General features: G+C 47.8%; 12 protein-coding genes. 8 read left to right on the forward strand and 4 right to left on the reverse strand.

Features of this window, described 5'->3' with window-relative positions; genetic code table 11:
* Positions 1-203: 203 nt before the first annotated feature.
* Positions 204-1,106 carry a (2E,6E)-farnesyl diphosphate synthase gene (gene ispA / locus AC4IE7_RS18640; protein ID WP_490778376.1) on the reverse strand — a complete coding sequence of 301 codons (903 nt, stop codon included), beginning with the start codon at positions 1,104-1,106 and terminating at the stop codon, positions 204-206.
* A complete protein-coding gene (locus AC4IE7_RS18645) occupies positions 1,093-1,347 on the reverse strand; it encodes an exodeoxyribonuclease VII small subunit (RefSeq protein WP_490778377.1) in 255 nt (84 codons plus the stop codon). The genes ispA and AC4IE7_RS18645 overlap by 14 nt, the downstream gene beginning before the upstream one ends.
* Positions 1,348-1,749: 402 nt before the next feature.
* Between AC4IE7_RS18645 and parE the strand changes: the two genes are divergently transcribed.
* From parE to AC4IE7_RS18660, 3 genes are all read left to right on the forward strand, one after another.
* A complete protein-coding gene (parE, locus tag AC4IE7_RS18650; RefSeq protein ID WP_490778378.1) occupies positions 1,750-3,636 on the forward strand; it encodes a DNA topoisomerase IV subunit B in 1,887 nt (628 codons plus the stop codon).
* 16 nt (positions 3,637-3,652) lie between these two features.
* Complete coding sequence (locus AC4IE7_RS18655) at positions 3,653-4,222, forward strand: hypothetical protein (RefSeq protein ID WP_490778379.1); 570 nt, start codon at positions 3,653-3,655, stop codon at positions 4,220-4,222.
* A 98-nt stretch (positions 4,223-4,320) separates the two neighbouring features.
* Positions 4,321-4,914 (forward strand): SCO family protein, encoded by a 594-nt coding sequence (locus AC4IE7_RS18660; RefSeq protein ID WP_490778380.1) that lies wholly within the window; start codon positions 4,321-4,323, stop codon positions 4,912-4,914.
* Here the strand turns inward: AC4IE7_RS18660 and ppx are convergent.
* Positions 4,909-6,420 (reverse strand): exopolyphosphatase, encoded by a 1,512-nt coding sequence (gene ppx, locus AC4IE7_RS18665; protein ID WP_490778381.1) that lies wholly within the window; start codon positions 6,418-6,420, stop codon positions 4,909-4,911. The two genes, AC4IE7_RS18660 and ppx, sit on opposite strands and share 6 nt — an antisense overlap.
* Before the next feature lie 197 nt (positions 6,421-6,617).
* On the opposite strand from ppx, the gene AC4IE7_RS18670 reads away from it, so the two are divergent.
* Entirely contained in the window at positions 6,618-7,208 is a 591-nt protein-coding gene (locus tag AC4IE7_RS18670) for an NUDIX hydrolase (RefSeq protein ID WP_490778382.1), read from the forward strand.
* A gap of 91 nt (positions 7,209-7,299) precedes the next feature.
* Here AC4IE7_RS18670 and AC4IE7_RS18675 read toward each other — a convergent pair whose 3' ends face one another.
* Positions 7,300-8,139 (reverse strand): NYN domain-containing protein, encoded by an 840-nt coding sequence (locus AC4IE7_RS18675; RefSeq protein WP_490778383.1) that lies wholly within the window; start codon positions 8,137-8,139, stop codon positions 7,300-7,302.
* A gap of 993 nt (positions 8,140-9,132) precedes the next feature.
* Between AC4IE7_RS18675 and zwf the strand changes: the two genes are divergently transcribed.
* The 4 genes from zwf to AC4IE7_RS18695 are packed head-to-tail and all read left to right on the forward strand — an operon-like array spanning position 9,133 to position 12,998.
* The gene (zwf, locus tag AC4IE7_RS18680; protein WP_490778384.1) at positions 9,133-10,671 is read left to right on the forward strand and encodes a glucose-6-phosphate dehydrogenase; all 1,539 of its coding nucleotides are present in this window, start codon (positions 9,133-9,135) and stop codon (positions 10,669-10,671) included.
* Positions 10,668-11,339, forward strand: a complete 672-nt coding sequence (gene pgl, locus AC4IE7_RS18685) for a 6-phosphogluconolactonase (RefSeq protein ID WP_490778385.1) — start codon at positions 10,668-10,670, stop codon at positions 11,337-11,339. The genes zwf and pgl overlap by 4 nt, the downstream gene beginning before the upstream one ends.
* A gap of 26 nt (positions 11,340-11,365) precedes the next feature.
* Positions 11,366-12,790, forward strand: a complete 1,425-nt coding sequence (gene gnd / locus AC4IE7_RS18690; RefSeq protein ID WP_490778386.1) for an NADP-dependent phosphogluconate dehydrogenase — start codon at positions 11,366-11,368, stop codon at positions 12,788-12,790.
* Positions 12,791-12,797: 7 nt separating this feature from the next.
* Complete coding sequence (locus tag AC4IE7_RS18695; RefSeq protein ID WP_490778387.1) at positions 12,798-12,998, forward strand: 2-hydroxymuconate tautomerase family protein; 201 nt, start codon at positions 12,798-12,800, stop codon at positions 12,996-12,998.
* Positions 12,999-13,190: the final 192 nt, after the last annotated feature.

The raw sequence follows: 13,190 nt of genomic DNA on the forward strand, positions 1-13,190 counted from the left end.
CCCCACCAAAACGGCTTAAGCTAAGTGCCATTCGGGTCAGTAGCTAGAGGTGCTTTTAAACTGCATTATGTATGTGCAGAAATAAGCATCATGCTCAGCGGTTAGTCCTACCCTGGAGGAAGTCCAATTAAGGGTATCACTAGCTGGAAGATTGCTATAGTGGCATTCAGAGTTACACGAATATCTCATATTTCTGTTAACAATCAATGGCTTCTGGAGATTATATAGGTTGCGATCCAGCGTAAGGGATCTGCCTCTTCAGAGAACGACTCGAGATTACGCTGTGCTTCCTGAATTAGCTCTTCAGCCTTCTCCTTGGCCTCTTTCAACCCCATAACCGAGGGGTAGGTCGGTTTATCTTGTAGACTGTCTTTGCCTTTCGTTTTGCCTAATGTCTTGGTATCACCCTCGACATCAAGAATGTCATCCTGTATCTGGAAGGCCAGTCCGATGCACTTTGCATAGCGATCCAAATGGGTGATTTGCGCCTTACTGGCTGTGGGGCTGAGTTGTGCACCCAGGCGAACAGCCGCTCTGATCAATGCACCGGTTTTGTGGATATGCAGATTTTCGAGTTCAGCAAGATTGAGATCCCGCCCAATAGATTGTAGATCGATTGCCTGTCCCCCTGCCATACCCCGGGAGCCACTGGCTCGAGCTAAAGTCTCTACCATTGCCATGCGGGTCGCAGCATCGGCTGGTATATGCGCATCACAGCATAAAACCTGAAAAGCGAGTGTTTGTAAGGCATCACCGACAAGGATGGCAGTGGCTTCATCATAGGCGCGATGACAGGTGGGGCGGTTGCGTCTTAAATCGTCATCATCCATGGCGGGTAAGTCGTCATGAACCAGGGAGTAGACATGCATCAATTCTATTGCACAAGCCGGTCCGTCAAGGGACTCAATAGGTTGGCCAAGAGCCTGACCTGAGGCATATACCAGAAATGGTCGAATACGCTTGCCTCCATCAAGGCAGCTATAGCGCATGGCTTCGTGCAGGCGGGTAGGCAGGGTCGTCTCTTTTGGCAGTCGCTGTTGCAACGCATCTTCAACGCGCTGCTTGCATTGACTCATGTAGTTTTCGAGGGGGTTATTCACTGTCATTTGGGAAAGATTCAAGCTCCGATGTCTGTTGCTCTCCACTGAGAATCTGGACTTTCTGCTCTGCCTCTTTCAGCGCTTCCTGGCAGAGTCGAGTTAATGAAACTCCCCGCTCAAACGATTTCAGGGAATCCTCGAGTGACTGATCTCCCTGTTCCAGGGTTTCAACCAGACTCTCCAGCTCTTTTAATGCCTCTTCGAAGGCAGGTGTTTTCGCTTTTCTAGGCACGATATCTTTAGCCAACTATGGTGATTCAGATCGGTTTTTAGTCATACAGTCTGTAAAACTAACCCAGCCCAGATAGGGGGGTCAATCTTATTTGAGGCGCCTTTGACCAAGTCGTGGACCAACATCTTGCTGCCAAAATGTGCTTTTCAGCTTTCTCGATCTTCGCAATCGCTGGTTATTACACGGAATCCTCACCTTGAATCAACAATCTGCTAATTCAGAGATTCCCCGGTGTTTCATACGGATTGCTGGAATAAAAGCTCAGTGAGAGGTTCAGATGTTGCTTAATTTAATGGCACAAGCGGTTATTAGAGGTGCCCTTTATGTAAGTGGCAGGGCTGCGGACTCGCAAGCCAAAGCCCAGATGTGTAAACTTCCCGCGGTGTGAACAGATTGTAATAGGATCCTAAACCCAATATGAGTGGCAGTTACGACGCGTCTGATATCGAAGTCCTCAGTGGCCTTGAGCCTGTGCGCAAGCGGCCGGGGATGTACACAGATACCTCCCGTCCAAATCACTTGGCCCAGGAGGTAATCGACAATAGTGTGGACGAGGCAGTTGCCGGCTTCGCAAAATCCATCGACGTAACCCTCTTCGAAGATGGTTCACTGGAGGTAGTGGATGATGGCCGAGGCATGCCGGTGGATATCCATCCGCAACAAGGTGTGCCTGGTGTAGAGGTCATTCTGACCAAGCTTCATGCTGGTGGGAAGTTTTCCAATAAGAGCTATCAATTCTCCGGTGGTTTGCACGGGGTTGGTGTCTCTGTGGTGAATGCACTATCCAAGCATCTTGAGGTTTGGGTGAAACGCGACTCGCAAGAGTTCAATATTGCCTTTGCCGGTGGGCATAAGATTTCTGATCTGGAAGCGGTTGGAAAGGTGGGGCGTAACAACACTGGGACCAGGGTAAGGTTTTGGCCTGACGGTCAATACTTCGATAGTGCTCGCTTCTCAATCCGCCAGTTACGTCACGTACTGAGAGCCAAGGCTGTGCTTTGTCCAGGCCTGAAAGTTAGCTTTTTTGATGAAAAGAGCGGAGATAGGGAAACCTGGTTCTATGAAGATGGCTTGCGGGATTATCTGTTGGATGCCCTTGAAGGCGCTGAGCGGATACCGAATGATGCCTTTGTTGGTGAGATGGCGGGTAACAGGGAGGCTGCCGCCTGGGCAGTAGTCTGGTTGCCGGAAACCGGAGATCTGGTGACAGAGAGTTATGTCAATCTGATCCCAACTGCTCAAGGTGGTACCCACGTAAACGGTTTGCGAACTGGATTGACCGATGCTGTGAGAGAGTTTTGTGAATTTCGCAACCTTTTACCCCGTGGCGTCAAATTAACTCCGGAAGATGTCTGGAACAGAGTTTCATATGTGCTCTCAGTCAAACTTCAAGATCCTCAGTTTTCCGGTCAAACCAAAGAGCGACTATCCTCAAGGGAGTGTGCTGCATTTGTATCCGGCGTGGTCAAGGATTCATTCAGCCTGTGGTTGAATCAACATACTGATGCAGGTGAACGCATCGCAGAATTGTCGATCACTTCAGCCCAAACTCGAATGCGTGCTGGTCGTAAGGTGGCACGTAAGAAAGTGACCCAAGGTCCTGCGCTACCTGGAAAACTGGCAGATTGCAGCTCGGTTGATCCAACTCGCAGCGAACTGTTTCTTGTGGAGGGCGATTCTGCCGGAGGGTCGGCCAAGCAGGCCCGGGATCGGGAGTTTCAGGCGATCATGCCGTTACGCGGCAAGATATTGAATACCTGGGAAGTGGATTCCTGTGATGTGTTGGCTTCTCAGGAAGTGCATGACATCTCAGTGGCTATCGGGGTGGAACCAGGCAGTAGTGATCTGTCGGGACTGAGATTCGATAAAGTCTGTGTACTGGCGGATGCTGATTCTGATGGATTACATATCGCAACCTTGCTATGTGCTCTGTTTTTGCGACATTTCAAGCAACTAGTCGAGCAAGGGCATGTCTATATGGCAATGCCACCACTCTACCGCATCGATGTTGGTAAACGGGTTTTCTACGCACTTGATGATTCAGAAAAGGAGGGTATTCTGGATCGGATTGAAGCGGAGAAGCTGAAAGGCAAAGTCAATGTGCAGCGTTTCAAAGGATTGGGTGAAATGAACCCGATGCAGCTGCGTGAGACGACCATACATCCCGATACCAGAAAGCTGATTCAGCTTACGGTAGAGGCTGGAGACAGCACCAATATGGTTATGGATATGATGCTGGCAAAGAAGCGCTCATCAGACCGAAAAAAGTGGTTGGAGGAGAAGGGCGATTTAGTAGAAATATAAACATATGAGATATTCTATGTTCAAAAGCGTTGGCACCTTTAATATGCAGCAGAAGATCGGATTTGATTTGCAGCTTGTAGTGGTAATGGTTTTTTTTACTACCATCTCCATGTTACTCGCCTCTGCAACTGCGAAAGCGGTTGAGTTCCCTCCAATGGTGGCGTCCGATGTGGCTCTGTTGCAAGACAATCTTGGGGAGATGAAGAAGCTTGCTCCCAAATTAAGGATGCAACTCAGAACGGTGCGTTCCCAGGTGGAGTTTGATGTAAGACAGATACACAACATTGAACGAAGTATCAGTCAGTCTGAAAGGGATCTGGAACGGCTTATTATGATGCACAGAGGTGATCGGTTTAGTGAATTGAGAGCACACTTTCTGGTCGACGACCTACGGCGTAAGGCGAAGATCATGCACGAAGGTGAAAACTACGTTTTAGGTATGATTGAACGACTCCAGGAAAATCAGGATGATCGTCTGCTACCCATGATTGAGCAGTACAACCAGCTATTTCTCATACTGGGAGAGTATAATCAACTGATTGATCAGTGCCTGAATATCATTACCTCGCAAAAAGAGATGTCGTGACTCTCTGTTGTCATAGATTAGCAGGCTGTTCTAACGTCCTCTACCTGAAAAACCATTTCTTCTATTAGCAGTAAATCTCTTCAGTGAACCAGAATCTGATGCAAAGACTTCTTTTGATCATAATGATACTTCTACTTAGTAGTGGTTTGGCCTGGTTACTCTTGGTTTGGCATCCAGAAGATAGCAAGCGGGGTGGTGCTGAATTACAGGCTGTTCCCAAAGGTGGAGATTTTAGTTTTCGATCCTATCAGGGTGTCGTGAGTCTTAAAGATTTTCGAGGCCAGGTTGTGCTGCTCTATTTCGGATATACCTGGTGTCCGGATATATGTCCGACGAACCTGGCATTGATCAGTACCATTCTGGATGAAATGAGTGAGGCTGAAAGGGCAAAAGTACAGCCTATTTTTGTTAGTGTGGACCCTGCTCGGGATAGTGTGGATAGATTGAAGGAGTATGTCGAGTATTTTCATCCCAAGTTGCTTGGAGTCACAGCCAGTGAGCCGGTTATCAGGGAAGTGGCGGAGCGATATGGTGCGGCTTATAAGCTTCACCAGGAAGAGGGAGAGGCCAACTATGTTGTCGATCACTCAGCAGATACCTACCTGGTTGGCACAGATGGGGAGTTGATAAATACCATTCCCCATGGGGCCACTGCCGAGGAGTTGCTGGCGGTGGTTCGTCCATTGCTATGAAAACCTGAGTAGATATCCAGCCGATTCAAGATAACCTGCCTCTTGCTCAAGTTCTGTCCTGGTCAGAGGATGGTGGTTGATCCAATCTTCCGGATAGACCAGAGAGATACGATTCTCTTCGACCTCCAATCGAGGGATTGGTTTGGCGACAGGGGATCTGGCTCTGTGACTCAGTACCGAAAGACGCAGCAAGATACAGAGCTGCTTGGTACAAGTGATCACATCACTGGGTAGTTGCTCAAAAATTGAGGTGGGAAATTTTCTACGATGACCCCGAACCATCGCTGCCAGAACCCTCTGTTCCTGGCGGGAAAAACCTGACAGATCAGAATTTTCAATCACATAGGCGCCATGTTTTTGGAATTGACTGTGAGAAACCGTGAGTCCTATTTCATGCACTCTGGCTGCCCAATTCAACATGGCGCTGTATTTCGGTGCTTCTAAATGCCAGCTTCTTTTTGCCTGCTCTAACAGAGACTGCGCTGTCTCCTTTATGCGATTGGCCTGAAGTTGGTCAATATCGTAGCGCTTTGACAGGGTTTTCAGGGTCAATTCCCTGGCGTCTTCATCTTGACTTCGGCCAATCATGTCATAGATCAGGCCTTCTCTAAGTGCCTCTGAAGAGACATCCATATGGTCGATACCGATATGTTCGAAGACAGCAGAAAGAACTGCTACCCCCCCGGCGAAGACCGGTTTTCGCTCTTCAGATAGACCCTTTAAGGCAAGTTGCTCGACAGAGCCGGCATCGATCAGATGGCGAGTGAGTCGCTCAAGTGAATTGCGGGTGATTCCAGACTCACTCCACCCTTCTTCAATGACTACATTACGGATTGACTTGATACTACCGGAACTGCCGATTGCTCTCGCCCATTCTCCATCGCGAAACTCGTTTCTTACCGGTCGAATCTCGATCGCACAAGCTAGCATTGCCTCCCTCATCGATTGTGAAGTGATCTTTCCGTTTTGAAAGAAACGGCGACTCATGCTCACGCAACCCATGTGAAGACTTTCCCGTTCTAAGGGTTGATAGCCTTGCCCAATGATAAGTTCAGTACTGCCACCACCGATATCTACCACCAAACGTTTTTCATCGCCGGCAGCCAGGCCATGTGCGACGCCAAGATAGACCAGGCGGGCCTCTTCCCGTCCCGCGATAATCTCTATGGGGTGTAGCAGGGCCTTTTCAGCCAGGCTATGAAAATTATCCGCCGGATGAATCTGGCGCATAGTATTGGTACCCACGACGCGGATATTTTCTGCTGGCAGAGGCCGTAACCTCTGAGAGTAGCGACTGAGGCAGTTGATTGCCCGCTCTGCAACCATTGGATCCAAACGTTTGTCAGGTGTGAGACCTTCACCAAGCCTCACCATCTCTTTCATCTTGTCGATGATCTGCAGGTGTCCATCATTTACCCGGGCAACAATAAGATGAAAACTGTTTGACCCCAGATCTATGGCGGCTATGGCTTCCTCTAGGTCAGCCTCTGGAAGCTGTTGCGACATATTATTTAACTACTCTTTTTAAAAACAGTCATCATATCAAGAAAGGGCTGTTATCAATAACTTCTATGTAGGTGAGTGCTCTCTGGCCTGAAAATATTGAAATTATATGGTTTTATCGGCGAAATATTAGGAGATAAGAGTGTTGTTTTAGTAAACCAATAGGCGACAATGGGAACATATCAGTCTCAGTGGAGTGGATGATGATTTTTTGCAGTCAATGTGGGGCGAAGGTCGAGGTCAAGATACCAGAAGGGGATAACCGCCCCAGACATGTCTGCGATGCCTGTGACACCATTCACTACCATAATCCCAAAATCGTTGTTGGCTGCATTCCGGTTTGGGAGGAGAAAATACTGCTTTGCCGCCGAGCAATAGAACCAAGGTATGGGTTCTGGACCTTACCTGCAGGTTTTATGGAGAATGGCGAGACCAGTCAAGAGGGTGCAGCCAGAGAGACCTTGGAAGAGGCGACAGCTCGTGTAGATGTGGAAGGACTATATGGTCTATATAACTTGCCCCATATCAATCAGATCTACTTAATCTTTCGAAGCCGTTTACTTGATCTTGATTTTGCCGCAGGTTCGGAGAGTCTTGAAGTTGCACTGTTTGAAGAGTCGGAGATTCCATGGCATGAGATGGCCTTTCCGGTGATCAGAGAGTCCTTACAAATCTTTTTCAAAGATAGACTAACCGGATCATTTCCCCTGCGTGGAGGCACAATTATTCGCAGTCAAAACGACCGCAAAGGCTACCAGATGATTATGGATCCTGCTGCAGCCCCGGAATAGTTACTAACCTGAGTGTATTAATATCTATGGCCTGGTTAGTAGCTGTGGTTTGTAACAACTCAGAACCCTTGTCAGGATTCTGAGTTATCCTTCATAAGCCACTTCCGCCAAAACTGGGTACCAGGCGCACATTGTTAGCAACCAGCCCATCATCCTTATCACTCTTTTCAATGTAAAACTCGAGTATTGAGTCGCGATTCAGCATGATCTCGTCGGTGACTTCATCGGCCAACTCATTGGCATGGCAGAAGACACTTTCATAAGGAGAGTCGGGGTGACGCGGATCGATAATCCACAGATTGGGATCGATACGCTTGATAAAGCGAAGAAATCCATAGCCTTTCTCAGGAAACCACTTGGAACAGACACCACGGACACAAGAGCCAGGGGCACCCCATTCGTTTCGAGGTTCGTAGGAGATCGGCAACAGATCCGGGATCAGGAAACCAGAGTAGTAGTCATCCACTAGTCTTCTTAAATCTTGAGAAACATTGCGGAATCCAAGCAATTCAACCCGGCATCCCCGATCCTGCAATGCAGTCACGACTTGTAAAAAATCGCCATCGCCAGTCACCATGAGTAACAGGTCGAGTTTTTCTGCTTGTAGCATGGCATCAACAGCCATATCGAGATCGGCATTGGCCTTAGTGGTTACATTGCCCTCATCATCCGTATATCTACGCACATTTTTAACGACTATTTTCCAGCCGAATTCCCTCACCATCTGCTGGTAGGTCAAGGCCCGCCTTCGATACTCCGGGTCTTCTTTTGCACGCTCCTGGTCAAAAGCGATATAGGTATTGAGTCTGACCAGAGAACCTCCATATCGTCCAGCAAACATTCGCAGTATGTCGTAACGGAGCTGGTAGCCACCGTTGTAACGTACATTTTCTGCATCAACAAAAACGCCAACTTTAATTACTTGCTGCAATGTGCTTTACCCATTAAGAATAATTATGAACTGAAAACGGAATTTTAAATTGCGAAAAAAATATAGGAAATTGTTTAAATAGATGCGCCTACAACAGGCTTGGTGCCCTGGTCTGTAGGTCATCGAATATCTGACTGCCATTATTAATTCAATCAAAACAGGGAGGTGTTAAAAAACCCTGATTATGCTGTGACTCTTGCTAAAGTTATCGCTATTGGCAAGAGTTATTATTGGTCAAGCACATTCCAGAAGCCCTGAACGCACCATTTTTTGTCTGCTCAACAAGAACTCGCCGCGTAGATAGTAGTTGCAGCTCTGTTCATGCGGGGTCACTGTTCCCCAAGTAGATGAATTTATTTCAACTTTGATAATTATACATCGATCTGTTAATTAAATTGAATACCAATGACGTGGTTAAAGCCAGAGGTAAAGTAGAAATATCGATCTATGTAAATATTGATACTATCTTATCGATTCAGACTTAATCTGTGAATACCCTTCGCTAATTTACTACTCATCAACACGACATTATCACATACAAAGTGTAGTACTTTTGATCAACTTTGCTGTTAAAGGGAGTAACTGTTTTCATCTCTTGAGAAAGTAATTCAATAGGGGGGTTGTCGACAATTATAGTTGGTAGGTGGGAGAGATTAAGGTAAATGGCATATGAAGTGTAAGGTATTTTTATGCATCAGACATCAGATGAAATCGTTTGGCTAGGTATCAGTTGGATTGCAGACAATACCCATTGACCCTACTGTAAAGTGCTCAGTTATATAAAAAACAGAAACTTAGGGTTGTACGATAATGTTCTTACTAAAGATATTTGCTGTTGGTATGGTTGTGTTGTGAATGGTTAATTGCTCTTTTATTCAGGTTGCTCTTGAAGTCGTGTAGATGACCTAATATGGTACAGGAAGCGGTGTTTGTCTGGCTCGGTTTTGGTCAAAATTCACCAGAATAAAAATAACACGTGCAGGAAGAGTTGCGATGCTATCAGATTTTCCCTCCCATAAAGGCCTGACTGCGACGAGTGAGCTTTTTCTACAGGCTGACCGATTAGAGCCATGCGTGCTGGTGATATTTGGTGCAGCTGGAGATCTGACTCGGCGTAAATTGATTCCTGCTCTCTACAATCTGGTACGTGAAAAGGCTCTGGATGAAAGGTTTGCCGTCATTGGATACAGCCGCTCAGCAAAAAGCGATGATGATTATCGGGCACTGCTGTTTGACTCCCTGAAGAGATACTCCCGCACCCAGCCGGTCGATGAAAAATTATGGCGCGAATTCAGTCAACGAATCTCCTATGTCGAAGGGGATTTTGAAGATCCTGAAGCATATGCCAGTCTGCGTAATTCGCTGGAGGCCCTGGAACAGAGGATTGGCAGTGAAGGCAACCGGTTATACTATTTCGCCACCCCCCCTTCGGCAGCGACCATCATACTCCATCGACTTAACGAGGCAGGGCTTCTGGGAAACTTCGGCGACAAGACCCCCTGGACACGTGTGATCATGGAAAAGCCCTATGGCCGCGATCTGGAATCAGCGCTTGAGTTGAATCGAGTCGTTGGTGAAGTATTACAGGAGGATCAGGTCTACAGAATCGATCACTATCTTGGAAAAGAGACAGTACAGAATATCCTTGTTGCCCGTCTGGGAAATACCATCTTTGAGCCACTATGGAACCGAAAATACATAGACCATATTCAGATCACAGCCGCTGAGTCGATTGGTGTCGAAGGGCGAGGTCGTTTTTACGACAATACCGGGGTATTGCGTGACATGGTTCAAAGCCACCTGCTTCAGGTACTTTCCCTGTGTGCTATGGAACCACCGGTCTCCTTTGTCGCTGATGATATCAGGGATAAGCGTGTGGAGGTTTTGCGGGGGTTACGCACGCTTGATCGGCAAGAGGTATTCAAACATGTTGTGTTTGGTCAATATCGTGGCTATCGCGATGAAGATAATGTTGATCCGAAATCTCGTACACCGACCTATGCCGCAATCAAATGTTACGTTGATAACTGGCGTTGGCAAGGGGTACCGTTCTTTCTCAGGGTGGGTAAACAACTCAGTCACAGAATGACTGAAATTTCGGTGGTTTTCCGACCGGTACCGCTTTGCCTGTTTGGTCGTGATGATGTTTGCCAGGATCTGGAACCCAATGTACTTACGATCAGAATTCAGCCGGATGCCGGGATGGCATTGAAAATCAGCAGCAAGAAACCGGGAGATAGTCTTGAAGTCAATTCTGTTGAGATGGATTTTAACTATTCCGAGACTTACGCCCACCCCATCAAAGATGCTTATGAGCGTCTGCTACTCGATGCGGTAAAAGGTGATGCAACCCTTTTTGCTCGTCGAGACGAGGTTGAATATGCCTGGCGGTTTGTCACTCCCATCCTGCAGAGTTGGGAAGCTGAAACGAAAAAACAACCGGTATTTTATGCTGAGGGCGGTGATGGCCCGGTCGAAGCAGACGATCTGATGGATCGCTACAGCCGTCAATGGCGGGAGATTAAAGCGTGAGCGAAGAGCGTTTAACTGTCGATAGCAGTGAATTTGTTGATCATGCGGAAAAGTGGATTGTCGAGAAGATAAAGCATGTGCTTGAGTCGTCTGATCACTGTCATCTTATGCTGGCAGGAGGGTCAACACCACTTCCTGTCTATCGAGCACTGTCGCACCGATCCGATATACCCTGGTCCAGGATATCCCTCTATTTTGGAGATGAGCGTTGCGTACCTGTTGATACGCCAGAAAATAACGCCTTCAGTGTACTCGGTGCACTGTTTCCAGAAGAGCGTCCCCAAGGCGTTACTATCTACCGGATGTGTGGAGAAGAGGATCCGGATAAAGCGGCGAAGGATTATGAATCAATCCTCCCTGAAAGGATCGATATTCTTCTGCTCGGCATGGGTGCTGATGGTCATACTGCTTCACTCTTTCCCGGTTCGGCTGCACTCGATGAAGAGCGACGCAGAGTGATGCCTGTGATTGGCAATAAGCCTCCGATGCAGCGTCTTACAGTGACTCCATCGGTTATTCATCAAGCACGTTACCTGCTACTGATGGCCCAGGGGGAGGATAAGGCTGATGCTGTACGTTGGGCGCTGCAAGAGGGTAACGTCCCTGCCGCTCTGGCCAGGGATGGTGATTGGTTGCTGGATCGGTTAGCTGGACGCTCACTGCTGTAAAAAAATTCGACCTATAGGAATTCTCAATGTCTGGAATAAAACAGTTTCATATTGGCCTCATCGGATTGGGTGTGATGGGGCGGAATCTGGCGCTCAATATGGAAGAGAAAGGCTTCCCTGTCGCCGTCTGGAACAGGCGAAGCACAACACTCGAGGCCTTCCTGCAAGAACATCAAGGACAAAACTTTGGTGGTGATCCCGATTTGAGTAAATTTGTCGACATGCTGGAGCGACCGAGACGAATTCTATTGATGATAAAGGCAGGGGATCCGGTTGATCAGGTAATCGAACAACTACTGCCCCTGTTAGAGCCAGGGGATATCATTATGGATGGGGGTAACTCCTGGTTTGAAGATACCCGCCGTCGTGAGGCCTATCTCAGGGAGAAGGGTTTTCACTATGTTGGGGTCGGTATCTCCGGTGGGGAGGAGGGGGCGCGTCACGGACCCTCGATGATGCCAGGCGGGTCAGTCGATTCCTATGCGGAGGTTCAATCAGTATTTGAGGCAATCACCGCACAGACTGAAGCTGGGGCTTGTGTCACCCATGTGGGAGCAGATGGTGCAGGACACTTCGTGAAAATGGTGCACAACGGTATTGAATATGCCGATATGCAACTGTTAGCAGAAGTTTATGATCTGATGCACCGTGGTCTTGGTTTGAATGAAGATGATATTGCTGAAGTTTTTGAGCAGTGGAACCAGGGACCTATGGAGTCGTTTCTGGTTGAGCTCTCTGCTCAAGTCATGAAGACGAAGGATCAGCAGAGCGGTAATCCATTGGTCAGTCTGGTAATGGATAAAGCCGGCCAGAAGGGGACAGGTCGATGGACTGTTCAGGCAGCTCTGGAACAGGGGGTTGCCGTACCAGCCATTTCCGCGGCAGTTGATGCACGGGTGCTCTCTTCAATGAAAGCGCAAAGGGTTGCCGCATCAAAGTTATTACATGGTCCATCAATGAATGTGGGAATCGACCATAAGGCAATGATGGCTGATTTGCACGGTGCAATTTACGCTTCCAGAATTACTGCTTATGCACAAGGCATGGCACTCATACGTAGTGCATCCGACCGTTATGAATGGTCTGTGGATCTGGCTGAGACTGCTCGTATTTGGAAGGGGGGATGTATCATTCGCGCTCGTCTGCTCGATCCAATCAGGCAGGCATTTTCAGGCGAGATCGAGCCAGCCAATCTGATGACAGATCCTGAAATGAGTAATCAACTACATGGGCTGCAAGGTGCGTGGCGGAGGGTTGTGAACTATGGAAACACAGTGGGTATTCCACTGCCGGTGATGAGTGCCAGTCTCAATTACTTCGATAGCTACCGTTCTGAGCGATTACCGCAAAATCTCATACAGGCACAGCGTGATGCATTTGGCGCGCACACCTATGAACGAATTGATAATCCTGATTTAGGCTTTGTACACAGTGAATGGTTAGAAGAGTAGTGCAGATATGCCCTATGTGAATATCAAAATTACAAAAGAAGGCGTCACTAAAGAGCAGAAACAGCAGCTCATCGATGGAGCGACTCAGCTGCTTAAGGATGTCTTGGGAAAGAACCCCGCAACGACTTTTGTGATTATTGATGAAGTGGATACAGATAATTGGGGTATCGCTGGAGAGCAGGTTACCGAGTTACGTAAGAAGCAGTAGTGCTCTGATCATATAACCTCTGACAGAGTCGGAATTTTTAAGATAGAAGGCGTAGCCTGGATGAAGCGCAGCGGAATCCGGGAGACGTTTGCTCAGGGTTACCGAAATTACCGAGCGGCCCACGAGGCAGACCTCAATACACTTACTACCCAGGACATAAGTCAGCGCTATCCGATGAGATCTGTGTCATCC

It is taken from the genome of Candidatus Thiodiazotropha sp. AKAK3 (assembly GCF_058244645.1).